Source organism: Catenulispora sp. EB89, from assembly GCF_041261445.1.
Taxonomy (GTDB): domain Bacteria; phylum Actinomycetota; class Actinomycetes; order Streptomycetales; family Catenulisporaceae; genus Catenulispora.
In genome coordinates, this window is record NZ_JBGCCU010000019.1 from 153,225 (window position 1) to 176,475 (window position 23,251).

Annotated in this window: 20 protein-coding genes; 18 read left to right on the forward strand and 2 right to left on the reverse strand. The window is 71.8% G+C overall.

Translation table 11 applies throughout. The features are described from left to right. The first annotated feature begins 10 nt into the window (after positions 1–10). Genes ABH920_RS33330 through ABH920_RS33345 form a run of 4 tightly spaced genes read left to right on the forward strand, consistent with a single transcriptional unit; the run spans position 11 to position 3,823 of the window. Positions 11–964, forward strand: a complete 954-nt coding sequence (locus ABH920_RS33330) for an ABC transporter ATP-binding protein (RefSeq protein WP_370353208.1) — start codon at positions 11–13, stop codon at positions 962–964. Continuing rightward, positions 961–1,809 carry an ABC transporter permease subunit gene (locus tag ABH920_RS33335; RefSeq protein WP_370353209.1) on the forward strand — a complete coding sequence of 283 codons (849 nt, stop codon included), beginning with the start codon at positions 961–963 and terminating at the stop codon, positions 1,807–1,809. The genes ABH920_RS33330 and ABH920_RS33335 overlap by 4 nt, the downstream gene beginning before the upstream one ends. Further along, positions 1,806–3,143 carry a sensor histidine kinase gene (locus tag ABH920_RS33340; protein ID WP_370353210.1) on the forward strand — a complete coding sequence of 446 codons (1,338 nt, stop codon included), beginning with the start codon at positions 1,806–1,808 and terminating at the stop codon, positions 3,141–3,143. The genes ABH920_RS33335 and ABH920_RS33340 overlap by 4 nt, the downstream gene beginning before the upstream one ends. Further along, positions 3,140–3,823: a response regulator gene (locus ABH920_RS33345; RefSeq protein ID WP_370353211.1), complete on the forward strand. Its 684-nt coding sequence runs from the start codon at positions 3,140–3,142 to the stop codon at positions 3,821–3,823. Before ABH920_RS33340 ends, ABH920_RS33345 begins: the two co-directional genes overlap by 4 nt. On the opposite strand, the gene ABH920_RS33350 is transcribed toward ABH920_RS33345, so the two are convergent. Beyond that, the gene (locus ABH920_RS33350) at positions 3,800–5,248 is read right to left on the reverse strand and encodes a hypothetical protein (protein ID WP_370353212.1); all 1,449 of its coding nucleotides are present in this window, start codon (positions 5,246–5,248) and stop codon (positions 3,800–3,802) included. The genes ABH920_RS33345 and ABH920_RS33350 overlap by 24 nt on opposite strands. Positions 5,249–5,748: 500 nt before the next feature. On the opposite strand from ABH920_RS33350, the gene ABH920_RS33355 reads away from it, so the two are divergent. Together ABH920_RS33355 and ABH920_RS33360 are read left to right on the forward strand one after the other, a co-directional pair. Next, positions 5,749–7,575 carry an ABC transporter ATP-binding protein gene (locus ABH920_RS33355; protein WP_370353214.1) on the forward strand — a complete coding sequence of 609 codons (1,827 nt, stop codon included), beginning with the start codon at positions 5,749–5,751 and terminating at the stop codon, positions 7,573–7,575. Next, positions 7,572–9,491 carry an ABC transporter ATP-binding protein gene (locus ABH920_RS33360; protein ID WP_370353215.1) on the forward strand — a complete coding sequence of 640 codons (1,920 nt, stop codon included), beginning with the start codon at positions 7,572–7,574 and terminating at the stop codon, positions 9,489–9,491. Before ABH920_RS33355 ends, ABH920_RS33360 begins: the two co-directional genes overlap by 4 nt. Positions 9,492–9,567: 76 nt before the next feature. Here ABH920_RS33360 and ABH920_RS33365 read toward each other — a convergent pair whose 3' ends face one another. Further along, a complete protein-coding gene (locus ABH920_RS33365) occupies positions 9,568–10,221 on the reverse strand; it encodes a DUF1707 domain-containing protein (RefSeq protein WP_370353217.1) in 654 nt (217 codons plus the stop codon). 120 nt (positions 10,222–10,341) lie between these two features. On the opposite strand from ABH920_RS33365, the gene hisI reads away from it, so the two are divergent. From hisI to ABH920_RS33425, 12 genes are all read left to right on the forward strand, one after another. Further along, the gene (gene hisI / locus ABH920_RS33370; RefSeq protein WP_370353218.1) at positions 10,342–10,806 is read left to right on the forward strand and encodes a phosphoribosyl-AMP cyclohydrolase; all 465 of its coding nucleotides are present in this window, start codon (positions 10,342–10,344) and stop codon (positions 10,804–10,806) included. After that, the gene (locus ABH920_RS33375; protein WP_370353219.1) at positions 10,803–12,353 is read left to right on the forward strand and encodes an anthranilate synthase component I; all 1,551 of its coding nucleotides are present in this window, start codon (positions 10,803–10,805) and stop codon (positions 12,351–12,353) included. Before hisI ends, ABH920_RS33375 begins: the two co-directional genes overlap by 4 nt. A 50-nt stretch (positions 12,354–12,403) precedes the next feature. Then, positions 12,404–13,222 (forward strand): Trp biosynthesis-associated membrane protein, encoded by an 819-nt coding sequence (locus tag ABH920_RS33380; RefSeq protein WP_370353221.1) that lies wholly within the window; start codon positions 12,404–12,406, stop codon positions 13,220–13,222. Positions 13,223–13,276: 54 nt separating this feature from the next. After that, positions 13,277–13,483, forward strand: coding sequence for an HGxxPAAW family protein (locus ABH920_RS33385; RefSeq protein ID WP_370353222.1), 207 nt, complete (start codon positions 13,277–13,279; stop codon positions 13,481–13,483). 248 nt (positions 13,484–13,731) lie between these two features. Further along, on the forward strand, positions 13,732–14,556 hold the full coding sequence (trpC, locus tag ABH920_RS33390; RefSeq protein ID WP_370353223.1) for an indole-3-glycerol phosphate synthase TrpC: 825 nt from the start codon (positions 13,732–13,734) through the stop codon (positions 14,554–14,556). A gap of 178 nt (positions 14,557–14,734) precedes the next feature. Next, positions 14,735–16,024: a tryptophan synthase subunit beta gene (gene trpB / locus ABH920_RS33395; RefSeq protein ID WP_370353224.1), complete on the forward strand. Its 1,290-nt coding sequence runs from the start codon at positions 14,735–14,737 to the stop codon at positions 16,022–16,024. Further along, on the forward strand, positions 16,021–16,830 hold the full coding sequence (trpA, locus tag ABH920_RS33400) for a tryptophan synthase subunit alpha (protein WP_370353225.1): 810 nt from the start codon (positions 16,021–16,023) through the stop codon (positions 16,828–16,830). The genes trpB and trpA overlap by 4 nt, the downstream gene beginning before the upstream one ends. A 1,699-nt stretch (positions 16,831–18,529) precedes the next feature. After that, positions 18,530–19,069, forward strand: coding sequence for a MauE/DoxX family redox-associated membrane protein (locus ABH920_RS33405; RefSeq protein WP_370353226.1), 540 nt, complete (start codon positions 18,530–18,532; stop codon positions 19,067–19,069). A gap of 44 nt (positions 19,070–19,113) precedes the next feature. After that, the gene (locus tag ABH920_RS33410; protein WP_370353227.1) at positions 19,114–19,962 is read left to right on the forward strand and encodes a DsbA family protein; all 849 of its coding nucleotides are present in this window, start codon (positions 19,114–19,116) and stop codon (positions 19,960–19,962) included. 220 nt (positions 19,963–20,182) lie between these two features. Then, positions 20,183–21,178 carry a DsbA family protein gene (locus ABH920_RS33415; RefSeq protein ID WP_370353228.1) on the forward strand — a complete coding sequence of 332 codons (996 nt, stop codon included), beginning with the start codon at positions 20,183–20,185 and terminating at the stop codon, positions 21,176–21,178. Positions 21,179–21,257: 79 nt separating this feature from the next. Next, entirely contained in the window at positions 21,258–22,406 is a 1,149-nt protein-coding gene (lgt, locus tag ABH920_RS33420; RefSeq protein WP_370353229.1) for a prolipoprotein diacylglyceryl transferase, read from the forward strand. Between the two features lie 20 nt (positions 22,407–22,426). Beyond that, on the forward strand, positions 22,427–23,227 hold the full coding sequence (locus ABH920_RS33425; RefSeq protein WP_370353230.1) for a VIT1/CCC1 transporter family protein: 801 nt from the start codon (positions 22,427–22,429) through the stop codon (positions 23,225–23,227). Positions 23,228–23,251: the final 24 nt, after the last annotated feature.

A 23,251-nucleotide genomic window follows, 5' to 3' on the forward strand; every position in this document is an offset into this window, starting at 1 on the left:
GCGTTGCCGCATGATCGAGGCACGCAGCCTGACTAAACGCTACGGCGACAAGACCGCCGTCTCCGACTTGTCCTTCACCGTCCGTCCTGGTGTGGTGACCGGCTTCCTCGGCCCGAACGGGGCCGGGAAGTCCACCACCATGCGCATGATTCTGGGGCTGGACCGGCCTACCTCCGGGGCGGTGACCGTCAATGGCAAGGCCTATGCCGAGCACGCCGCGCCGCTGCATGAGGTCGGTGCGCTGCTGGAGGCCAAGGCCATCCACACCGGGCGTACCGCCTACAACCACCTGCTCGCGCTCGCCGCGACGACCGGGATCGAGCAGTCGCGGGTCGATGAGGTCATCGACCTTGTCGGGCTTCGCGATGTGGCCAAGAAGCGGGCCGGGGGTTTCTCGCTCGGTATGGGGCAGCGGCTCGGCATCGCCAGTGCGCTGCTCGGCGACCCGGACACGCTGATCCTGGACGAGCCGGTCAACGGGTTGGACCCCGAGGGCATCCTCTGGATCCGGAACCTGCTGAAGAACCTGGCCTCCGAGGGCCGGACCGTCTTCGTCTCCAGTCACCTCATGTCCGAGATGGCGCTTACCGCCGAGCACCTGATCGTGATCGGGCAGGGCAAGCTCATCGCCGACACGTCGGTGGCCGAGTTCATCTCGCGCGCTTCCACCGGCAGCGTCAAGGTGCGGACGCCGGATGCCGCCAAGCTGCGGGAGCTGCTGGCCGGTCCGGATGTCACCGTCTCCTCCTCGGTCGAGGGCGAGCTGCAGGTGCAGGGCCTGACCAGCGACCGGATCGGCATCATCGCGGCCGAGAACCGGATCACGCTGTTCGAGCTCGCTCCGCATGAGGCCTCGCTGGAGGAGGCGTTCATGGAGCTCACCGGGGACGCCGTGGAGTACCGCGCCCCGGCGCAGAAGACCGCCGGCGAGGCGGCCACCACTGAGGTCGAGGTGAACGCGTGACCGCCGTCGCACAGAGCCCCACGGGCCCCACGAGCCCCGCGCCGGCCCGGCGCGTGCACACCGGCAAGGTGACGCAGGGCCGGATCATCAAGAGCGAGTGGATCAAGTTCCGGACGCTGCGTTCCTCGCGCTGGTCGCTGATCGCCGGCGTCGGGGCGATGATCGCCATCGCGCTGCTGTTCAGCCTCGCGATGAAGAGCCACTACCCGCACATGAGCGCGGCGCGGCAGAAGGAGGTCGACCCGGTCGCCGACCCGATGCGCGGGGTGTTCCTCGGGCAGCTCGCGGTGGGGGTGCTCGGGGTCATGATGATCACCGGTGAGTACACCACCGGCATGATCCGGGCCTCGCTGGCCGCCGCGCCCAAGCGGCTGCCGGTGCTGTGGGCCAAGGCGCTGGTGTTCACGGTTGTGGCCTGGGTCGTCATGACGGTCACCTCCTTCGTCTGCTTCTTCCTGGCGCAGTCGATCTTCTCCTCGATCCACCTGAACAAGTCCCTGTCCGACCCCGGCGTGCTGCGCGCGGTGTTCGGCGAGGGCCTGTACCTGACGGTGGTCGGGCTGCTCGGCGTGGCCCTCGGCGCGATCATCCGGAGCACCGCCGGCGCCATCGCCTCGCTGTTCGGGATCCTGCTGGTGCTGCCGGTCCTGGGCGAGGTCCTGAACCTCACTTCCTGGGGCGACCACGTCAACCCCTACCTGCCGAGCAACGCCGGACAGCAGGTGATGGCGCTGACCACCACCTCCCCGGACCTGAAGCCGTGGCCCGGGTTCCTGCTGTTCGTTGGCTACGCTGTGGTGGCGATGGCCGCGGCGGCCGTCCTGCTGAAGAAACGAGACGCGTGAGCTCTGCGACCGTCCCCGAAGACCCCGGCAGCCGCCGGGGCCTTCGGGTCGTCGTGGACGCGCCGACCACGGTGTCGGCGTGGCTGAGCTCGCCGGGGATGAAGCGCTTCCTGCAGGCCGCGGGCCTGGAGAACGCGCTGCGGCGGGCCCAGCAGTGGGCCTCCGCGCATCCCACGACGGTGGACGCCCTGTCCGTGGCGGCCGTGCTGGTGCCGTTCAGCGGCCACCTGTACCTGCGTCCGCCGCACCAGCCCGTCCTGGGCTGGCTCCTGATGTTCGGCTTCTTCCTGCCGCTGGCGCTGCGCCGGCGCTACCCGACCGGGGTGTTCGCCGTCGTGGCGGCGTTCGCCTTCGCGCAGTGGGCCTTCGACATGCTGATGCCCCAGGTCGACTTCGCGCCGCTGATCGCGCTCTACTCGATCGCCGCGCACGCCCCGATCCGCCGCACGCTGGCCGCCATCGGCGTGATGGAGATCGGCGCGGTGATGGTCGCCGCGTCCTGGGCGAGCGGCAACGGCACGCTGCGCGTCTTCGTGTTCGTCTCCGGCATGGTCACGGCCGCGGCGGTGCTCGGCGTCAACACCCGCACCCGGCGCGCCTACTTCGCGACGCTGGAGGAGCGCGCGCGGCGCCTGGAGTTCGAACGCGACCAGCAGGCGCAGATCGCGGCGGCCTCCGAGCGCGCCTCGATCGCCCGCGAGGTCCACGACGTCGTCACGCACAGCCTCTCGGTGATGGTCGCGCTGACCGACGGCGCCTCCTACGCCGTGCACACCTCCCCGGACCGCGCGGCCGAGGCCGTCGCGAAAGCCTCGGAGGTCGGACGCCAGGCGATCACCGACATGCAGCGCGTGCTCGGCGTCCTGCGCGGCTCGGCCGGCGCCACCATGGCCGAACTGCATCCGCAGCCCGGACTCGCGCAGCTGGACACGCTGCTGGCCGAGGTCCGGGTCGCCGGGCTGCCGGTGGAGCTGGTGGTCAGCGGCGTGCGGCCGGACCTGTCCTCGGGCGTGGAGCTCGCGGTGTTCCGGGTCGTGCAGGAAGCCCTGACCAACACCCGCAAGCACGCCGAACCCGGCGCGTCGGCGCGGGTCCGGCTGGACTTCGGCCAGGAGGCCATAGAAGTGACGGTGGTCGACGACGGCACTGTCGTCACGATCGCGAACGGCGCCGCAGCGCTCGGTGCCGAAGCCGGCGGCCACGGCATCGCCGGCATGAAGGAGCGCGTCGCAGCCTTCGGCGGCGCGCTGGAAGCCGGCCCGCGCGGCGTCGGCCGCGGCTGGCGCGTGCACGCGCGGGTGCCGGTGACGGTCGTGCCCGGGGAGCCCGCGTGATCGACGTCCTGCTGGTCGACGACGCCCCGCTGCTGCGCATGGGCTTCCGCATGGTGCTGGAGGCGCAGCCGGACGTCGCGGTCGTCGGCGAGGCCGGCAACGGCGCCGAGGCCGTGGCGCTGGCCGCCGAGCTCAAGCCCGACGTGGTCCTGATGGACGTGCGCATGCCCGGCGTGGACGGCATCGAGGCCACCGCCCGCATCACCGCCGCCGACCTGCCCTCGCGCGTCCTCATCCTCACCACCTTCGACCTCGACGAGTACGCCTTCGCCGCGCTGCGCGCCGGCGCCGCCGGCTTCCTGCTCAAGAACGCGCACCCGGCCGACCTCATCGCCGGCATCCGCACCGTGGCCGCCGGCGACGGCGTCGTCGCCCCGCGCATCACCCGCCAGCTCATCGAGGCCTTCGCGCGCCAGAGCGACCCGGCCGGCGCCGGGCCGCGCGCCGACGAGCGCCTGGAGCGGCTGACCGACCGCGAGCGCGAGGTCCTGGTGGAGATCGCCCGCGGCCGGTCCAACGCCGAGATCGCCGAGACCCTGGGTCTGTCCGAGGCCACGGTGAAGACCCACGTCAGCCGGATCCTGCCGAAGCTGGAGCTGCGCGACCGGGTCCAGGGCGTGGTGTTCGCCTACGAGGTCGGCCTGGTCGCCGCCGGCTCACAGCCCGGCACGGACAAGTAGCCGGTCCATCTCCTCCAGCGGCAGGTACGGCGAGGCCGCGGCGGCGTGGACCACGCGCTCGGAGGTGTCGGCGAACAGGGCCACCAGGTTCGCTGTCGGCAGATTCCGGTGGCCGGCCACGGCCGCGCGCACCGAGGCCTCCGGATCGGCCGCCAGCCGCACGGCCAGCTCCGCCGGCAGGTCCGGATCGCCGGAGGCCAGGGCCCGCAGCCGCGGCTCCGGGTCGACGGCGAAGCGCTGCAACGTCTGCGCGGAATGCGTCAGGACCGGCTCGTATTCCCACCACATGGTCAGGTCGTCCCACCGGTGTAAGCGCTCGATCCGTTCGGCGCGCGCCGGGTCGACCAGGTGCGGCGCGGTGCGCACCATCGTCATGCGGACCTGTTCGTCCTCGTCGTCCAGCAGCCGCCGCACGGCTTCGATCGGCAGCTTCGTGCTGAGCGCGGCGGCGGCGCGGAAGCAGGGGTAGGGGGAGTCGACGTGGCGCTCGGCCTCGGCGGTGACCCAGGCCGGCCGCAGCATGCCCAGGGCCGAGTCGGCCTGTAAGTACTCGAAGACCAGGCCGTACTCGTCGTCGGCGGCGATCAGGTCGTCCAGGGTCGGGGCGTTGTCGGTGATGTCGGCGTGCACGGCCGCCCGGACCGCCTCGGGGGTGTCGGGGCGGGCGAACACGGCCAGCCGCACCACCGGACTGGGATCCCGAGTAAGGACGCAGAGCATCTCCTTCGGCAGGTCGGGACGCGCGGCCAGCTGCGCCCGCACCGTGCTCTCCGGGTCCCGGGCCAGCAGGTCGATCAGGGCGTCGTCGAGGTCCAGGTGGCGGAAGTAGGCGGAGAAGGCCGCCGAGCGGACCTTCTCGTCCGGGTCGCCGAGCAGGGCATCGCGCACGTTCTCCGGCGCCCCGGGCCACCACTGCGCGAGCATGACGCGGATCTGCGGGTCGGGGTCGGCGGCCAGCCGGGCGCGCAGGTCCGCCGGGACGCCCTCGGTGCGCGCCAGGGTCTCGCGGACCTCGCGCGAGTCGTCGTCGATCAGCGCCTCGAACAGCTCGCGGCGCTGATCGCGCTGTTGATCGGGCCGCTGATCAGGCCACTGGTCAGGCCGCTGATCCGGGCAGGCCGCCCCGACCTCGCCGCCGACCACGACCGCGGCCCGGATCCCGGGGTCGCCGTGGCGCGCCAGCAGCATCCGGAACCGGTGGCACAGCCACGGGTTCAGCGCCAGCGCGTGCACCTGCCAGCGGTCGTCGCGCGCGATGACCTCGGCGACCATCGCGTCGGTCAGGTCCGGCCGTTCGGCCACGCCCCGCAGCTCGCCCGGCCACGCGAGCAGCCGGAACACCATGTCCGGCGGCAGCGCCGGATTCTCCGCCAGGCCTTTGACGGCCTCCCGCACCATGACATCGCGCGGCCCATCCCCGCCCATGTCTCCCCCGTTCCGTCACCGGCCGCGATCGACGTTGGTCGCGGCCCACCTCAGGAGTTCGTGTTACCCGCACGCCAGTGCGAGTAACACCGCACCGCCCCCGCTGACCGGCCGTACGAACGTTCCGGCCAGGACAAGCCCGGCACCGGACGGCGCCACCCGAGCGCAGACAGTGCGCGCCCCGGCGGGCCGGCGGTGAACCTCTCGAACGACGGCTTCGTGCTTACTGTCCTCTTATAAACACTTGCGTACACCGATTTGGTTGCAAGATGCCATCGGTGTATTCGCAGGATGCCCCCGGTGTGTCGGTGACCGAAGCAAATCGGGAGTAATACCTGCGCATCCGGAATGGGTTTTACCCGGCCCGGTGTTGTCCGCCACAGTGGTGCCTGGGCAGGCAGTCGTCGTGACATGGGTGGGATGAGTTGAGCACGGAGAGTTTACAGACATCTGCGCGCGCGCAGGAATCCATCCTCAGAAGAGGGTTCGGATTGCTCGGGGTGGCGATCCGGACCGAGCCGCGGGTCTTCGCCGCGGCGGTCACCGGCAGCGCGGTGTACGGGATCATGACCGTCGGCGCCGCCTGGGCCGTGGGCTGGGCCACCGACCACGCGGTGCTGCCGGCGTTCCGGGCCGGGAAGGTGCCGACGGGCGCCACGCTGACCGCCGGGCTGCTGATCCTGGGCGTGGCGCTGGCCAAGGTGCTGGGCATCATCGGCCGGCGCCTGCTCGCCGGCGTGATGCAGTTCCGCCTGCAGTCGCGCTACCGGCGCGCGGTCTCCGAGCGCTACCTGCAGCTGCCGCTGTCCTGGCACCGCCGGCACCCCACCGGCCAGCTGCTGTCCAACGCCGGCTCCGACGTGGACATGACCTGGCAGTTCATCGCCCCGCTGCCGATGTCCCTGGGCGTGCTGATCATGATGGTCGCGGCCCTGGTGTCGATGGTGCTCACCGACCCGGTGCTGGCGATCATCGGCTTCCTGCTGTTCCCGGCGATCATCGTGCTGAACACCGTCTACCAGCGCTTCGCCGCGCCCCGGCTGGCCGCCGCCCAGGAGATGCGGGCCGGCGTCGCGGAGATCGCGCACGAGTCGTTCGACGGCGGCCTGGTCGTGAAGACCCTCGGCCGTGAGGACGTGGAAACCGGGCGTTTCGCGGAAGCCGCCGACCGGCTGCGGGACGCGAACATCGCCGCCGGCCGCGCCCGCGCGTTCTTCGACCCGGCGCTGGAGGCGGTCCCGAACCTCGGCGTGCTGGTCGCGCTGCTGGTCGGCACCTCCAGAGTCGCCTCCGGCGCGATCCAGGCCGGGCAGGTCGTGCAGGTCGCGTACCTGATCACGCTGCTGGCCTTCCCGCTGCGCGCCATCGGCTGGGTGCTGGGCGAGCTGCCGCGCTCGGTGGTCGGCTACAGCCGGGTCAAGGCCGTGCTGCAAGCGCAGGGCGACATGGAGTACGGCACGCGGCAGGCGCCCGCCGGCGGCGCGGCCGACGTCCGCCTGGAACACGTCGACTTCGGCTACGACGGCCAGGCCATCCTGCGCGACGTCGACCTGACCCTGCGGCCCGGCTCGACCGTGGCCCTGGTCGGGCCGACCGGCGCCGGCAAGTCCACGCTCACCGGCCTGCTGGCCCGGCTGGCCGACCCGGACAGCGGCACCGTCCGGCTGGACGGCACCGACGTCCGCGAGTTCGCCCGCGGCCAGATCCCGGCGCAGGTCTCGCTGGTCCCGCAGCAGACCTTCCTGTTCGCCGACAGCATCCGCGACAACATCCGCCTGGACAGCGACGCCGACGACGAACAGGTCTGGGCCGCGCTGCGGCTGGCGCAGGCCGAACGGTTCGTCCAGCGCCTGCCCGAGGGCCTGGACGCGGTCATCGGCGAGCGCGGCGCGACCCTGTCCGGCGGCCAGCGGCAGCGGCTGGCGCTGGCCAGGGCGCTGATCCGGCGGCCCCGGCTGCTGATCCTGGACGACTGCACCGCCAGCGTGGACCCGCAGGTCGAGGCCGCGATCCTGGGCGGGCTGCGGGACGCCGCCGGCCGCGGCACGCTGGCCTCCACGGTCCTGGTGGTGGCCTACCGCAAGGCCACGATCGCGCTGGCCGACGAGGTGGTGTACGTGGAGCACGGCCGGGTCGTGGACCGCGGGCCGCACCTGGAGCTGGTCGAGCGGTGCGCGGGGTACCGCGACCTGATCACCGCCTACGAGCGCGACCACGAGGAGCGCGACGCGGCGCACGAGAAGGAACAGCGGGACAGCGAGAAGCGCGACAGCGACAAGCGGGACAGCGACAAGCGCGACAGCGAGCTGCAGGAGGCCGGCCGATGAGCACCGCGACCGCCGACGCGAAGTCCGGCGCCAAGAACGCCGACGCCAAGAAGGCCGGCACGAAGAAGACCGGCGCCAAGAAGGCTGATGCCGATCTCGACGACGACCTCGGCACCGAAGAGAACACCGTCGCCCCCGGCGGCTACCAGCTCCCTGAAGCCCTCGACGGCGGCTACGCCGTCCTGCGCCGCGGCGTCCGCCTGGCCCCGGCCTTCACCAAGGGCCTGGGCTGGACCGTGGCCCTGGCGCTGATCGCCACCGTGGGCCGGGTCGTGATCCCGCTGACCGTGCAGCAGACGCTGGACCACGGGATCCTCGCCAAGGGCGGCCCGGACTACGGCGAGGTGCGCGATATGGTCGCGCTCAGCGCCGTGGCCGTGCTGATCACCGCGGTGTCGGCGTACCTGATGAACTTCCGGCTCTACACCTCCAGCGAGCGCGGGCTGGCCGAGGTGCGTACCAAGGCCTTCCGGCACGTCCACGACCTGTCGCTGCTGCACCAGCAGGCCGAGCAGCGCGGCGCCCTGGTCAGCCGGGTCACCAGCGACATCGACACGGTCACGGTGTTCATCCAGCAGGGCGGCATGCAGCTGTTCGTGGCCGTCGCGCAGGTCGTGGTCGTCACGATCGTGATGGCCGTGTTCTCCTGGCAGCTGACGATCCTGGTCTGGGTCTGCTTCGTGCCGATGTTCCTGGTCATGCGCAAGATCCAGGGCCGGACCGGCCGCGCGTACCGCAAGGTGCGGCGGCGCTACGGGAAGATGCTCGGCGAGGTCTCCGAGGCGCTGGTGGGCGCCGACGTGCTGCGCGCTTACGGCATCGAGGACCGCACCGGCCGCCGGATCGGCGCGGCCGTTGAGGACACCCGCGACTCGCAGGTGCGGACGCAGCGGCTGATCGTCGTCACGTTCTCCATGGGCGAGCTGGTCGCCGGGGTGGTCAACGCCGCGATCGTGGTGGTCGGGGTGATGATCGGGGTCGGCGGCCACCTGTCCGCCGGCGACCTGACGGCGATGCTGTTCCTGGTGAACCTGTTCATCTCGCCGGTGCAGTTCGCCACCGAGCAGCTGAACGAGGCGCAGAACGCCATCGCCGGCTGGCGCCGCATCGTCGGCCTGCTGGAGCAGCCGCCGGACGTGGTGGACCCGGGCACCGCCGGCGTCACACCGCCGGACGGGCCGCTGGGCGTCGGGTTCGAGGACGTCGTGTTCGCCTACCCCGGCGGCGCCCCGGTCCTGCACTCGCTGAGCACGCAGATCACGCCGCGCACGCGCGTGGCGGTGGTCGGCGAGACCGGCTCGGGCAAGACCACGTTCGCCAAGCTGCTGACCCGGCTGATGGACCCGAGCTCCGGCCGCATCCTGCTCAACGGCGTGCCGCTGAAGGACGTCGACTTCGAAACGCTGCGCTCCCGCATGGTGATGGTGCCGCAGGACGGCTTCCTGTTCGACATGACCGTCGGCGACAACGTGCGCTACGGCAAGCCCGGGGCCACCGACGCCGAGGTGCGCCGCGCCTTCGAGGACCTGGGCCTGACCGACTGGCTCGACGGCCTGCCCGAGGGCCTGGACACCCGGGTCGGCCAGCGCGGCGAGTCGCTGTCGGCGGGGGAGCGGCAGCTGGTGGCGCTGGCCCGGGCCTACATCGCCGACCCGGACCTGCTGGTGCTCGACGAGGCCACCTCGGCCGTCGACCCGGCTACCGAGGTGCGGATCACGCGCGCGCTGGACGGCCTGACGCGCGGCCGGACGTCGATCGCCATCGCGCACCGGCTGTCCACGGCCGAGGCCGCCGACGAGGTGTTCGTGTTCGACGCCGGCCGGATCGTGGAGCGCGGGCCGCACCGGGAGCTCGTGGGCGCCGGCGGGGTGTACTCGGGGCTGTACGAGAGCTGGGCGCGGCAGCAGTCGTCGTAGCGGGGGAGTGTTGTGACAGGGCGCGCGTCGGCCGGGTGTTTCCGGGCGGCGCGCGCTTTGTTGCTCGGCTGCCGGGTCAGTCGGCGGTGTCGGTCGGCTGGTTCTTCTCGTCGCCGGGCTTGTCATCGCCGGGCCGCGGGTCGCCGGGCCGCACCCAGCGCGTCTCGATCCCGCCGTGCTTGAGCCGGCCCACGATCCGGATCCGCAGCGTCGTCGGCGCACCGTCGCCGGAGTCCCGGGTGATCGTCGTCCCGCCGAACTTCACCGCCAGGTCGTTGGCGTCCACCACCATGCCCGGCGTCAGGAATAGCGTCACCCCGCCGCCGACCACCTGCAGGTCCACGACCAGCTCCGGCCCGGTCTGCACGGCCTGCGTCAGGTCCAGCTCGACCGCGGACCACCGGGTCCGCACCACCAGGCGCTCCGGCAGCGTCCAGTCGCCGTCGCGGCGCACGAACCCGTGCTTCTGCTTGACGGCCAGCGGCTTGGCCGCGCGCTTCGCCGCCGGCGGAGGCACGGCGACCCCGGCGCCGGGCCCCGGACCCAGGTCGGCCGTCAGCGGCGCCAACGCCTCGAAGGTGCGCGCCGTCAATGCCGTCTCGACGCGCTCGTCGTACTCCGCCGGATCGAGCCGGCCGTCGGCGACCGCCGCGCGCAGCATGTCGATGACCCGGTCACGGTCCTCGTCGGAGGCACGCAGCGCGGGTGACTTGGCCGGCTCGGTCGACATTCGCAGGTCCCTTCTACGCGGCCATGGTTACCTTCACGTTATATCGCAAACCCGGGCCCGGGTCGTCCGCGGGCTGAACCCGCCCGATCCGGCGATCCGCACCGGGGCGACAATGGGTGCATGACCGACGAAGTCCCCACCGCAGCCCTCCTTCCGGCGATCGCCTCGCGGCTCAAGCGCGACGAGCACGGCCTGTTCGCCGCGATCGCGCAGCAGCACGACACCGGCGAGGTGCTGATGCTGGCGTGGATGGACGACGAGGCGCTGCGGCGGACGCTGACCAGCGGCCGGGTCACGTACTGGTCGCGGTCGCGGCAGGAGTACTGGACCAAGGGGGACACGTCCGGGAACGTGCAGATCCTCAAGGCCGCCGCGCTGGACTGCGACGGGGACGCCGTGCTGCTGAAGGTCGATCAGAGCGGCGGGGCGTGCCACACCGGGGACCGGACCTGCTTCGACGCCGGGGCGCTGCCGCTGGGGGCGGCTGCGGAGGCCTCCGGTGAGGGCAGCGCGGAGGTGCCGACGGACGCATCCCCGGGCTCCCCGTCGGCGCCGCGCGGGCCTCTGGGAGAATCGGCGGCATGACGGCCTTCCCCCCAGGGGTGGACACCCCGGACCTGCCGACCTTCCGCGAGCTGGCCGCCGACCGCCGGGTGATCCCGGTCGTGCGGCGCGTGCTGGCCGACGGCGAGACGCCGGTCGGGCTGTACCGCAAGCTCGCCGGGGAGCGGCCCGGCACGTTCCTGCTGGAGTCGGCCGAGCACGGCATCTGGTCGCGCTACTCCTTCGTCGGCGTCAGCACCGGCGCCGCGCTGAGCGAGCGGGACGGCGCCGCGCACTGGATCGGCGAGCCGCCGGTCGGGCTGCCGACCTCCGGGGACCCGATGGACGTGCTGCGCGAGACGCTGGAGCTGCTGCACACCCCGCGCCTGCCGGGCCTGCCGCCGCTGACCGGCGGCCTGGTCGGCTACATGGGGTATGACGCGGTGCGCCGCCTGGAGCGGCTGCCCGAGCTGGCCAAGGACGACCTGCGGATCCCGGAGCTGACGTTCCTGCTCAGCCTGGACCTGGCGGTGCTGGACCACGCCGACGGCTCGGTGTGGCTGATCGCAAACGTCGTTAATCATGACAATCTGCCCTCGGGTGTAGAGGCGGCCTACGCGCGCGCCGTCGAGCGGCTGGACGCGATGACCGCCGCGCTGAACGCCCCGGTGGTGAACACGCCGGTGGTGTACGACCCATCCGTCGCGCCGTCGTTCACCGCCAACCGCACGCCCGAGGACTACCGCGAGACGGTGCTGCGCTGCATCGAGGAGATCAAGTCCGGCGAGGCCTTCCAGATCGTGGTGAGCCAGCGCTTCGAGGCGGAGGTGTCGGCCTCGGCGCTGGACGTCTACCGGGTGCTGCGGGCGACGAATCCGAGCCCGTACATGTACCTGCTGCGCGTGCCGGGCCCGGACGGCAGCGCACAGGACGGCTTCGACATCGTCGGCTCCTCCCCGGAGGCGCTGGTGAAGGTCACCGAGGGCCGCGCGATGCTGCACCCGATCGCCGGCACGCGCCCCCGCGGCGCGGACCCGGAGCAGGACGCGCAGCTGGCCGCCGACCTGCTGGCCGACCCGAAGGAGCGCGCCGAGCACCTGATGCTCGTCGACCTCGGCCGCAACGACCTGGGCCGGATCAGCCGCCCGGGCTCAGTGGAGGTCGTGGACTTCATGGCGGTCGAGCGCTACAGCCACGTGATGCACATCGTGTCGACGGTGATCGGCGACCTGGCGCCGGGCCGGACCGCCTTCGACGCGGTGACCGCGACCTTCCCGGCCGGCACCCTGTCCGGCGCCCCGAAACCGCGCGCGATGGAGATCATCGAGCAGAACGAACCGACGCGGCGCGGCCTGTACGGCGGCATCGTCGGCTACCTGGACTTCGCCGGCGACGCCGACACCGCGATCGCGATCCGCACGGTGCTGATGCGCGACGGCGTGGCGTTCGTGCAGGCCGGCGCCGGGATCGTCGCGGACTCCGATCCGGCCTCGGAGGATCAGGAGTGCCGGAACAAGGCGATGGCGGTGCTGAAGGCGGTCGCGGTCGCCGGGACCATGCGGTCGGCGGTCGGGGAGGGGGTCGCGTGAGTTCGGGAGCTGATTCGCGAGCTGATTCGGGAGTTGAGGAGAGCCGGTCGGTGGTGCCTGCGCAGGCCGGTGAGCCCGACGCCGAAGGACAGGCCGCCGAGGCGAATGCTCCAGCGGCAACCGAACCCCCGGTCGTCGACCCGGCCCAAGCCGCCCGCCGAGCGGGCCGCCGCGAGCTGACCATCACGGTCCTGATCGCCCTCCTCGGCGGCATCATCGCCTGGGCCTCGGCCGGCCGCCCCTGGGCCACCGGCCTGGCCGGCGTGGCCCCGAACACCCTCAAGGTCACGGCCAGCGGCGACGACCTCTCCGCCGGCGTCACCGCCCTCGGCCTCGCCGCGCTGGCCGGCGCGCTGGCGCTGTTCGCCACCCAGCGGCTGGCGCGGCGGCTGGTCGGCGTGCTGCTGATCGCGGCCGGTGTCGGCGTGGCCGTCTACGCGTTCGGCGAGCGCGGCGCGAGCCACGCTTCCCGCGTGCTGGCCGACAAGGCCGCGGCCAAGGGCTACGCGACCCGCTCCATGGACGCGCACATGGCGTCCTGGTGGACCCTCGCGGCCGTCGGCGGCGTGCTGGTGGTGCTGGCCGGCGTGGTGGCCGCGGTGCGCGGCGCGACGTGGCCGGGCATGTCCTCGCGCTACGAGAACGCCGCCACGAAGGCCGCCGCGCGCGCCGCCGACACCGGCACCGCCAAGGACCTCTGGGACGCCCTCGACCGTGGCGAGGACCCCACCGAGCTCGTCGAGCCGGCCGGAGTCACGCCGGCAGCTACGACGGCAGCCACGACGCCGGCCACCGCGGCAGCGAACCCCGGGGCCACGCCGGCAGCCGCCGCAGCCGCCCCCGGGGCCACCCCGCGCGCCGAGCATTAGGCCGAATCGGTGACAATGGAACCGACTCAGACCACCCGTAAGTCTAGGAGCACCATGTCGTCATCCCACGGCGAAGACCACGGCAGCACCCCGGCCGCCTGGACCGCTGTCTTCCTCTGCATCATCGGCTTCCTGATCGGCGGCGCGGGCCTGGTGACCGGCATCCCGGCGCTGGCCATCGTCGGCGGCGCGATCGCCGTGCTCTCGCCGATCGTCGGCAAGGCCATGTCCGCGATGGGTCTCGGCGCCGCCGCGAAGTAGTGGCCGAGCGGTAGCGCGCCTGCGCCGCGACGACCGGCCGCGACCGGCCGCGGACCAGCGGATCCGCGGCCCCGGCGGCCGGCCGGCGGCGCGCTTCGCGGGCCGGGCGTTGGTCCCACCAGAAGATCACTGGACTTCGGAGCCCCTCCGGAGCCGCTAGAGTGAGACGTCGGACACGCCGCCCATCCAGTCGTACTCGGGGGGCGGAGCAGTCCAATTGGTGAGGCGATCGAGGGGAGCTGACGACGGTGAACGTACTTGCCGAGATCATCGAAGGCGTCCGCCTCGACCTCGCCGAGCGCCAGGAGAACGTCAGCCTGGACGACCTGAAGGCCAAGGTCGCCCGCATGGACAGCGCGATCGACGGCGTCGAGGCGCTGCGCCGCGGCGGGGCCGGCGGCGACGGCGTGAAGGTCATCGCCGAGGTGAAGCGCTCCTCGCCGTCCAAGGGCGCGCTCGCCGCCATCGCGGACCCCGCGGGCCTGGCCGCCGACTACGAGGCCGGCGGCGCCACCGTCATCTCCGTGCTCACCGAGCAGCGCCGCTTCGGCGGCTCGCTCGCCGACCTGGACGACGTCCGCCAGAAGGTCGACATCGCGGTCCTGCGCAAGGACTTCATCGTCACCAGCTACCAGCTGTGGGAGGCCCGCGCGCACGGCGCCGACCTCGCGCTGCTGATCGTCGCCGCGCTGGAGCAGCCGGCGCTGGAGTCGCTGATCGAGCGCGCCGTCTCCATCGGGCTGACGCCGCTGGTCGAAGTGCACGACGAGGAAGAGGTGCGGCGCGCGCTGGATGCCGGCGCGCGGCTGATCGGCGTCAACGCCCGCGACCTGAAGACCCTGGAGGTCAGGCGCGACACCTTCGCGCGGCTGGCCCCGCTGGTGCCGGACGGCGTCGTGCGCGTCGCCGAGTCCGGGGTGCGCGGCCCGCACGACCTCATCGCCTACGCCAACGCCGGCGCCGACGCGGTGCTGGTCGGCGAGTCGCTGGTGACCGGCAAGGACCCGCGCGCCGCGGTCGCCGACCTGGTGGCCGCCGGCGCCCATCCCGCTCTGCGGAACGGTCGCGCCTGAGCGCCGCGCGCGCGGGCCGAAGACGGTAGAGTCCAGGATCGTGAAGTCGACCAAGCCCAGGGCCGCGGCCCGCCGCCGACCGTGGTGGCGGCACGCCCCGGCGGCCCGGCGATGGCAGGAAGCGTAGTCACTCGCTCCTGTCCTAGCTCGACACATCACCCATCCATGGGAATCCACCATGTCTGAATCCACTCTGTCTGACCAGACAGATCCGCGCGCCGAGATCATCTCCGCGTACGCGGCCACGGCCGCGCTGCCCGACGGCACCGGGCACTTCCCCACCGACGACGCCCTGTTCGGCGGCCGCTTCATGCCCGAAGCGCTGATGGCCGTGCTGAAGGAGGTCACCGAGGCCTATGAGACCTCGAAGACCGATCCGGCCTTCCACCAGGAGTTCGCCGACCTCCTGCTGCACTACGCCAACCGCCCGAGCCTGCTCACCGAGGCGCGCAACCTGTCCCGGCGCGCCGGAGCCCGCATCCTGCTCAAGCGCGAGGACCTGAACCACACCGGTTCGCACAAGATCAACAATGTGCTCGGCCAGGCGTTGCTCGCCAAGCGCATGGGCAAGACCCGGGTCATCGCCGAGACCGGCGCCGGCCAGCACGGCGTGGCCACCGCGACCGCGGCGGCGCTGCTCGGGCTGGACTGCGTCGTGTACATGGGCTCCGAGGACACCAAGCGCCAGGCGCTGAACGTGGCGCGCATGCGGATGCTCGGCGCCGAGGTGGTGCCGGTCGCCATCGGATCGCAGACCCTGAAGGACGCGATCAACGAGGCGCTGCGCGACTGGGTCGCCAGCGCCGACACCACGTACTACCTGCTCGGCACGGCCGCCGGGCCGCATCCCTTCCCGGCCATGGTGCGCGACTTCGCCCGGATCATCGGGGTGGAGGCGCGGCGGCAGACGCTGGAGGCCACCGGCGCGCTGCCGGACGCCGTCGCGGCCTGCGTCGGCGGCGGGTCCAACGCGATCGGCGTCTTCCACGCCTTCGTGCCGGACGAGTCGGTCAAGCTCTACGGCTTCGAGGCCGGCGGCTCCGGCGTCTCCACCGGCCTGCACGCGGCCTCGATCACCGGCGGCTCCGTGGGCGTGCTGCACGGCACCCGCACCTTCCTTCTCCAGGACGAGTACGGCCAGACCAAGGAGAGCCACAGCATCTCCGCCGGCCTGGACTACCCGGCCGTCGGCCCCGAGCACGCCTGGCTGCACGCCACCGGCCGCGCGATCTACGAGCCCGTCGACGACAGCGAGGCGATGGACGCCTTCCGCGTGCTGTGCGAGACCGAGGGCATCATCCCGGCCATCGAGTCCGCGCACGCCCTGGCCGGGGCGCTGCGCATCGCGCCGCGGCTGGCGGCCGAACTCGGGCGGGAGCCGGTGATCGTCGTGAACCTCTCCGGTCGCGGCGACAAGGACATGCACACGGCGGCGGCGTACTTCGGATTCGAGGGGGGAGAGCTGTGAACCGGCTTCAGGACGTTCTCAAGAGCGCGCGGGCGGAGAACCGCGCCGTGCTCATCGGCTACCTCCCGGCGGGCTACCCGACGGTCGACGGCTCCATCGACGCCATGCGCGCCATGGTCGAGGGCGGCTGCGACATCATCGAGGTCGGGCTGCCGTACTCCGACCCGGCGATGGACGGGCCGGTCATCCAGGCCGCCGCCGACCAGGCGCTGGCGCGCGGCGTCGGCACGCCGGACGTCATCCGCGCGGCCGGGGCGGTCGCCGACACCGGCGCGGCGGCGCTGATCATGTCGTACTGGAACCCGATCGAGCACTACGGCGTCGACCGCTTCGCCGCCGAGCTCGCGGCGGTCGGCGGAAGCGGGGTGATCACGCCGGACCTCATCCCCGAGGAGGCCGGACCGTGGATCGCCGCGACCGGGGCGCACGACATCCGGCGGGTGTTTTTGGTCGCGCCGAGCTCCTCGCCGGAGCGGATCGCGCTGACGGCGCAGGCCTGCGACGGGTTCGTGTACGCCGGGGCGGTGATGGGCGTCACCGGGGCTCGCGAGCAGGTCGGGCACGCCGCACGGGCGCTCGTGGAGCGGACCAGGCAGGCGACCGAGCAGGCGGTGTGCGTCGGGCTCGGGGTGTCGACCGGGGACCAGGCCGCGGAGATCGCGGCGTACGCGGACGGCGTGATCGCCGGCTCGGCGTTCGTGCGGCGACTGCTGGACAACCGCGACCCGCGCAAGGGCGTCGAGGCGGTGCGGGAGCTGGCCGCGGAGCTGGCCGACGGTGTGCGGCGGGGGAGTAAGGGGCGGTAGGGGGCGGTAGGAGGCGCGGGGCGCTTTCTGCGTGGGTGGTGTGGGTGGTGTGGTTAGTGTGGTCGGTCGTGCGGCTGGGCTTCGGGCTCGGCCGCATGATCGGTATTTGTATGTGTATCTGTATCGGGGCGGGCGGCGGTTTGCCTGCGGGTTTTAAGAGCCTTTTTACGGCTTCGCCTAAGGTTTGGTGACCTCGCTGGGTGGCGCAGTTCGGTGGTGTGCCGCTGGTGACGCTGGCGGCCGGCGGTGTTCGTGTCCACGACCGCGCACAGGTCCGAGTCACTGCGCATGCGTTGCGTAGGCGGCGATCGTCGGGCGTGGTGGGCACCGAAAGTCAAGAGCAGGCGCCTCCGGCGGGGGCACTCGAGACTCTGAGGGATCCCCAACCCCCCGCCTCGGCGGCGGTTCGAGTGTTGGTCGCCTCGTCCCGGATCCCTCGACGCTGACGTCGCCCTAAAGGGAACCATCCCGGCCTGGCGGTGTCCAGCCGGATCACACGCTGCTGTGGTCGAGCTGCGTTCGGCCGGACACCGCCAGTCCGGGCTGGTTGTGCAAGCACCGCCGACAGCGACGAGGGATCCGGGACAACCCCCACTGTGTGAAAACCATGCACGAGGTGCCGCAGAGCCGGGCCGGCGGCGCCGGTCGCCGCGCGAGGTTGTCAGGTACCGCGCGGTCTACAAGCAAAGGCCGGTCGTGGCGATGGGGCAGGAGTCTCGGATGCGGCTGCGATGCGGCTGTGGCTTGGGCCGGAGCTTGAGTCGGCGGCTTGACCTTCGCCCGACGATGGCCAACCGCCAGGCACCAGCGCAGCCAGGCACCAGCACCAGCACCGCGAACCGGGAACCGCGCGTCGGTCGCCGACTGTCCCGTCGCCGGTCGGTTCCCGCCACGGCCTCGCGGCCTCGGTAGCCTGCGTGTCGGCAGCGAGCCCCCACAGCCCGGCCGATGCCGCATCCTCACTCGCCGCCCCACCTACACGACCAGCGCGGCTAGCCTTAAGCATCCCCACGGCACCTCGTGCATGGTTTTCACACAGTGGGGGTTGTCCCGGATCCCTCGTCGCTGTCGGCGGTGCTTGCACAACCAGCCCGGACTGGCGGTGTCCGGCCGGACGCGACCCGACCACAGCAGCGTGCGATGCGGCTGGACACCGCCAGGCCGGGATGGTTCCCTCCGGGCGACGTCAGCGACGAGGGATCCGGGACAAGGCGACCAACACTCGGACCGCCGCCGAGGCGGGGGGTTGGGGATCCCTCAGAGTCTCGAGTGCCCCCGCCGGAGGCGCCTGCTTTTGACTGTTGGTGCCCACCACACGCGGCCGCCACCCGCCCACCCGACGCGTGCGCAGTGACTCGGACCCGCGCGCGGTCGTGCCCAGACCGGCCGCCAGCCGCCAGCGCAACCTGCGGCACACCACCGAACTGCGCCACCCAGCGAGGTCACCAAACCTTAGGCGAAGCCGTAAAAAGCCTGTAAACCCACAAACCAATCGCAGCCCTGCCACCCAGCCCTGCCACCCAGCCCTGCCACCCAGCCGAGCCACCCCACCACTCACGCTCAGTAGCTGAGAAACCGCTAGGAAGTTCCCCCGCGGGAGTGAGCGGCACTCCCGCCCGGGTCCGAACTGCCTGTAACTTGTGAAGCCCGCCCAGACTTGCGGTGCGCCTGCACCGTCACCGTCCGAGGACAGAAGGTTATGACTTCGATGGCTTCCAAGGCCGCCGCCAAGGACAAGAGCGCGCCCGCGGCCGGCGGCATCCGCGGGTTCGTGGACAGCAACCAGCAGTGGATCAGCCTGGTCATGCGCCTGTTGCTGGCGGCCATGTGGCTCAACTACAGCATCGGCAAGCTGGGCTCGCCGGAGACCAACGCGCAGAGCGTGCGGGACTTCAAGATCCTGCCGGAGTCGCTGGTCACGCCGTTCGGGTACGCGCAGCCCTACTTCGAGATGGCGCTGGGCCTGCTGCTCATCCTCGGCCTGGGCACGCGCCTGGTGGCGATCTTCTCCGCGCTGCTGCTGCTGGTCTACATCGGCGGCATCATCTCGCTGGGCGCTCGCGGCATCGCCATCAGCTGCGGCTGCGGTGGCAGCGGCGGCCTGGTGCCCAAGGGCCACACGCGGTACACCCTGGACGTGCTGCGCGACCTGCTCTACATGGTCCCGGCGGCGTGGTTGATCTGGAAGCCGGCGTCCAAGCTCTCGCTGGAGCGGGCGCTGCTGGGTGACCCGATCTGACCTGTCCGATTGTTGGTTGATCATGGCCCCTGCACCATGGGGTCATGACGAGCTCTGGCGGCAGCGGTCCGCGACGCACCGGACGGGAGCGGGCCGCTGAGGCGCGCCGCCAGCAGGCCGCGGCCGAGCGGCGGCGCAAGCAGTTCATCGTCGGCGGCGTGGTGGTCGCGCTGATCGCGCTCGCGGTGCTGATCGGGGTGCTGGTGCAGCACAACCAGTCGAACAGCAACAAGAACGCGCGCAACGCCTACGGTGCCGGCCAGCCGTTCGCGGCGCCGTCCGGAGTCGTGCCGAGCCCCGGGACCACCTCCGATCCCGGCGCCATCGTCTACGGCAAGCCTGGGGCCAAGGTCACGGTCGAGGTGGACGAGGACGTCCGCTGCCCCTTCTGCAAGGAGGCCGAGTCCTTCTTCGGCGCCACCAACAAGGAGTACGCCGACGCCGGCAAGATCCAGGTCCACTACCGGTTGGTCGACCTCATCGACCGCAACGGCGGCGGCCAGGGATCGCTGGTCGGCGGGGCCACGCTGGCCTGCGCCGCGGACGTCGGGCAGGCGGAGTTCATCGCCTTCCACGACCTGATCTACAAGAACCAGCCGGACGAGACCAACGACTCCTACGGCTCCGTGGACACCATGCTCAACCTCGCCAGCCAGGTTCCGAACCTGCGCAGCGCGACGTTCGACGAGTGCGCGCGCGGCGGCAAGTACGCGCAGTGGATCAAAGACAACTACAACTGGCTGAGCAAGAAGCTCGGCGGCAGCGTCGGCACGCCGGACATCTACATCGACGGAACTTCCTTCACGCTCAAGGACCCGAACGCCGTGCCCGGCACCCAGCAGACCGCCGACTACAAGGCCGCGCTGGACGCCGCCGTCGCGAAGCAGGGCTGATCCGCCTGCGTGTTTGCCTGATTACTCCGGCCGCCGCCCGGCGGTGCCGCGTCGGCACCGGCGGACGGCGGCCTAAAAGTTCCTGAAGGATTTGCCGCAACCCGGGCCCCCTCCAGTGCGTTTCCAGGTCGTCACCGCATAGGATGCGGTGCGCGCGCCCCGGGGATGGAACGGTGGCGTGCCCATACCAGACGGCATCGGACAGGGACTGTTAACGACGATGAGCCAGGCGAACCGGGTAGGGAAGCAGAACGCTCGCGAGCGGGTGTTGGCGGAGAAGATCGCCCGCCAGCGGGCTGAGCGGCGCCGCAAGCAGATGACCATCGGCGGTGTCGTCGTCCTCGTCGTCGGCGTCGCGGCGGCGGTCGGCATCGGGGTCTCCGCGGCCAAGCACAACAGCGCGCCCTATGCCGCCCCGGTCGCGGCCGTGGTCGACCCGATCGCCAAGTCGGACAAGGCCACCGGCATCCACATCGGCTCGGCCGACGCCCCGGTGAAGATGAACGTGTTCGAGGACTTCCGCTGCCCGGTGTGCCAGGCGGTCGAGCAGGCGGTCGAGCCGACCTACCGGCAGTACGTCGAGGCCGGGAAGCTGCAGATCACCTACCACCCGGCGCGCATCATCGACAGCCACGACAACGGCACCGGGTCGCTCAACGGCGCCAACGCCGCGGCCTGCGCGCAGGACGAGGGCCAGTTCCTGCCCCTGCACGACCTGCTCTACGCGAACCAGCCGAACGAGCAGACCGACCCCTGGTCCTCCAAGACCCCGATCCTGGCGATCGCCGACCAGATCCCGGCGCTGAAGGCCAGCACCACCTTCCAGACCTGCGTGACCAGCGGCACGCACAACGGCTGGGTGCAGTCCAACGCCGACAACTTCAACAAGCTGGGCCTGCCGGGCACGCCGACGGTCTTCGTCGACGGCCAGCAGCTCTCCTTCACCCAGCAGACCCCGGCCGCGATCCTGCAGTACTTCCAGCAGCAGCTGGACGCCGCGTTCCAGAAGGACGGCGGCAAGGCCGGCACCAAGACCACGCTGCCGACCGCGCCCAGCTCGGCGCCGTCGTCCGGGGCCTCGTCCTCCGCGCCGTCGACGCCGTCGTCCTCGGGCACGACCTCGGGCGCGCCGTCGACGTCCGGCTCGTCGTCCGGCTCGTCGTCCTCCACCTCCGGCTCGACGTCCGGCTCCACCCCGAGCTCGTCGAAGTCCTGACCCGACAGGCCGGCAGCGGTCCGCCCCGACCGCTGCCCGACCTGCGCCCGCCCCCACCACCCGAGGACGCCCGCCCCCGATGAGCCTCACCGCCGCGCACCAGGCCGCCACGTACCTGGCGGACCTCCCGAGTCCGACCAAGGCCCAGTACCACCTGGGCCCGATCCCGATCCGGATGTACGCCATGTGCATCCTGGCCGGGATCCTCGTCGCCGTCTGGCTCGGCGACAAGCGCTGGCGGGCCCGCGGGGGCAAGCCGCAGGAGGTCGTCGACATCGCCATCTGGGCGGTGCCGTTCGGCCTGGTCGGCGGGCGTCTGTACCACGTCATCACGACCTCGGCGCCGTACTTCGGCAAGGACGGGGACCCGGTCAAGGCGTTGTACGTCTGGCAGGGGGGCCTGGGGATCTGGGGCGCCATCGCGCTCGGCGCGGTCGGTGCCTACATCGGCTGCCGGCGGCGCGGCGCGAGCCTGCGCACGTTCGCGGACGCCGCGGCGCCGGGCATCGTGCTGGCGCAGGCGCTGGGGCGGTGGGGCAACTGGTTCAACAACGAGCTCTACGGCAGCCACACCAGCCTGCCGTGGGGTCTGAACGTGCACGTCATGGACACCACGACGCAGACCGCGGTGATCGGTCCGGACGGCAAGGCCGAACTGGTCGCCGGCGGGCCGTTCCACCCGACGTTCCTGTACGAGTCGATCTGGTGCGTCGGCGTCGCGGTGCTGTGCCTGTGGGCCGACCGGCGGTTCAAGCTCGGCTACGGCCGGGTGTTCGCGGTCTACGTCGCGGCGTACACCGTGGGCCGGTTCTGGATCGAGTCGCTGCGCATCGACGACGCGCACCACTTCCTGGGCATGCGGCTGAACGACTGGACCGCGATCATCGTCTTCATCGGCGCGGTCGTGTACTTCGTGTGGTCGCGGAAGAAGTACCCGGGGCGGGAGACCACTCCTTACCGCGCGGCCGCGGCGGAGGCCTCCGAAACGCCTGAAGACGCTGGTGAGGACGCCCTTACTGAGGCTGCCCTTGTTGGCGAACAGGCTGGCGAACCTGGGAAACTGGAGGCGGACTCCGAGCCCGCCGCCGCGGACGAGGCTTCCGACGCAGGTGAGGATGCCTCCGAAGCTGCCGAGGAATCCGAGGTCGTAGTGGTCCCGGCCCAGGACGGCGGACCTGACGTGGTGTCGACCCCGACCGGCAAGGCGAGCGAGTCCTCGAACCCGTAACGCCTGCCAGGATCGAGTCGATGAATCACCCTGACACGTCCGTCCTTGTCCCCGATCCGACCACTGACGACGACTCCGGCTCCGGTTCCGGCCCGGACGACCTTTCGCACCCGGCCCACCAGGGCCCTTCCATCCCGAAGGACCACCACCGGGACGTCACCGGCGGCTGGCTGCGGCCGGCCGTCTTCGGCGTCACCGACGGCCTGGTGTCCAACTTCTCGCTGATCGCCGGCATGGCCGGCGGCGACGCGGCGCACCAGACCATCGTGCTCACCGGCCTGGCCGGGCTGGTCGCCGGCGCCTGTTCGATGGCCGCCGGGGAGTTCATCTCGGTGGCCAGCCAGACCGAGGTCACCCAGGCCGAGATCGAGATGGAGCGGCTGGAGCTGGCCCGGCGCCCGGCCGCGGAGATGAAGGAGCTCGCCGAGTTCCTCACCGAGCGCGGGCTGGACCCCGACCTCGCGCTGGAGGCGGCGCGGCAGATCCACCGGGACCCGGACCAGGCGCTGATCGTGCACGTGCAGGAGGAGCTCGGGGTCGACCCGACCGATCTGCCGAGCCCGGTGGTGGCCGCGGTGTCCAGCTTCGGCTCGTTCGCGATCGGCGCGGTGCTGCCGCTGCTGCCGTACCTGCTGGGCCTGAACCAGCTGTGGGTGGCGATGCTGCTGGCCTTCGGCGGCCTGTTCGCCTGCGGGGCGATAGTCTCGCGCGTGTCCTCCCGCACCTGGTGGTTCTCCGGGCTGCGGCAACTGCTGTTCGGCGCTGTGGCCGCGGTGGTGACGTTCGGACTCGGGGCGCTGATCGGCGGACACCTAAGCTGAGTCCCAATGGTGTATAAATCGCAT